This window comes from Rhodoplanes roseus (assembly GCF_003258865.1).
Classification (GTDB): domain Bacteria; phylum Pseudomonadota; class Alphaproteobacteria; order Rhizobiales; family Xanthobacteraceae; genus Rhodoplanes; species Rhodoplanes roseus.
In genome coordinates, this window is sequence record NZ_NPEX01000612.1 from 1 (window position 1) to 858 (window position 858).

At 68.1% G+C, this 858-nt stretch carries 1 protein-coding gene; it reads right to left on the reverse strand.

What is annotated here, in order from left to right; all coding sequences use genetic code 11:
• Nucleotides 1–312: 312 nt before the first annotated feature.
• A complete protein-coding gene (locus CH341_RS31580) occupies nucleotides 313–747 on the reverse strand; it encodes a CBS domain-containing protein (RefSeq protein ID WP_111423693.1) in 435 nt (144 codons plus the stop codon).
• Nucleotides 748–858: the final 111 nt, after the last annotated feature.

The window sequence follows — 858 nt, forward strand, 5'->3', positions numbered from 1 at the left end:
GTCCTCCACGCTCGGCGGCAGAAGACAGGACTGCGCCCGGCTCGCGCCGGTCTTGAACGGGCGATTCGTCATGCCACCAATCCTACATCAGCTGCAGCCGCCGATTCTTGCCCAGTCTCGGAGCGGAATGCGGGGACGCCGCTCCTGCATTCCGCCCTGCGGGCCTCATGCGGGCGACGGCACTGCCCGGGGTGAAGTCGTGACGTAGCCCGCATGGAGCGGAGCGGATGCGGGGACACCGCTCCGGCATTCCGCCCTGCGGGCGTCATGCGGGCTACGGCGCCGCGACGCTGCAAACGCGCCGTTCGCCGCTCACCGCACCGCGATGGCGATGTCGCGCAGGACGTTGGCTTCCAGCTCGATCTCGGAGATCCGCGACTTCAGCACGTCGCCGATGCTGATCACGCCGACGATGGTGTCGCCCTCCTTCACGGGCAGATGGCGGATGCGCCGCACCGTCATCACCTTCGAAACCTCGGCGACCGTGTCGTCCGGCCGGCACGTGATCACGGTCTTGGTCATCAGGTCCTTCACCTGCAGCACCGGCAGGGTCGCACCATGCTCGGCGAGTCCGTAGGCGATGTCGCGCTCGGAAATGATGCCGTCCAGCGCATGGCCGTCGTGGCTGACGATCATGACGCCGACGCCGGCCGACCGCAGTCGCTCCGCCAACGCCCCGACAGCGAGGGTCGGCTGCACCATCATCACGGTGGCCGTCTTGCCTTTGAGAAGATCCGAAACCCGCATGAAAGGCTCTCCTTCGAACGGCCCGCCGCCGTCTCGCGACGATCATGTCGGTGCGGCCGAGAATCTCGGCCTTGCCCTTGAGGCCGGCCGAGTCGAGCGCCAGGCCGGCCG

Excerpts from the sequence above, each read along its gene's own strand:
- CH341_RS31580 (WP_111423693.1), bottom strand. The coding sequence starts at position 747 with ATGCGGGTTTCGGATCTTCTCAAAGGCAAGACGGCCACCGTGATGATG.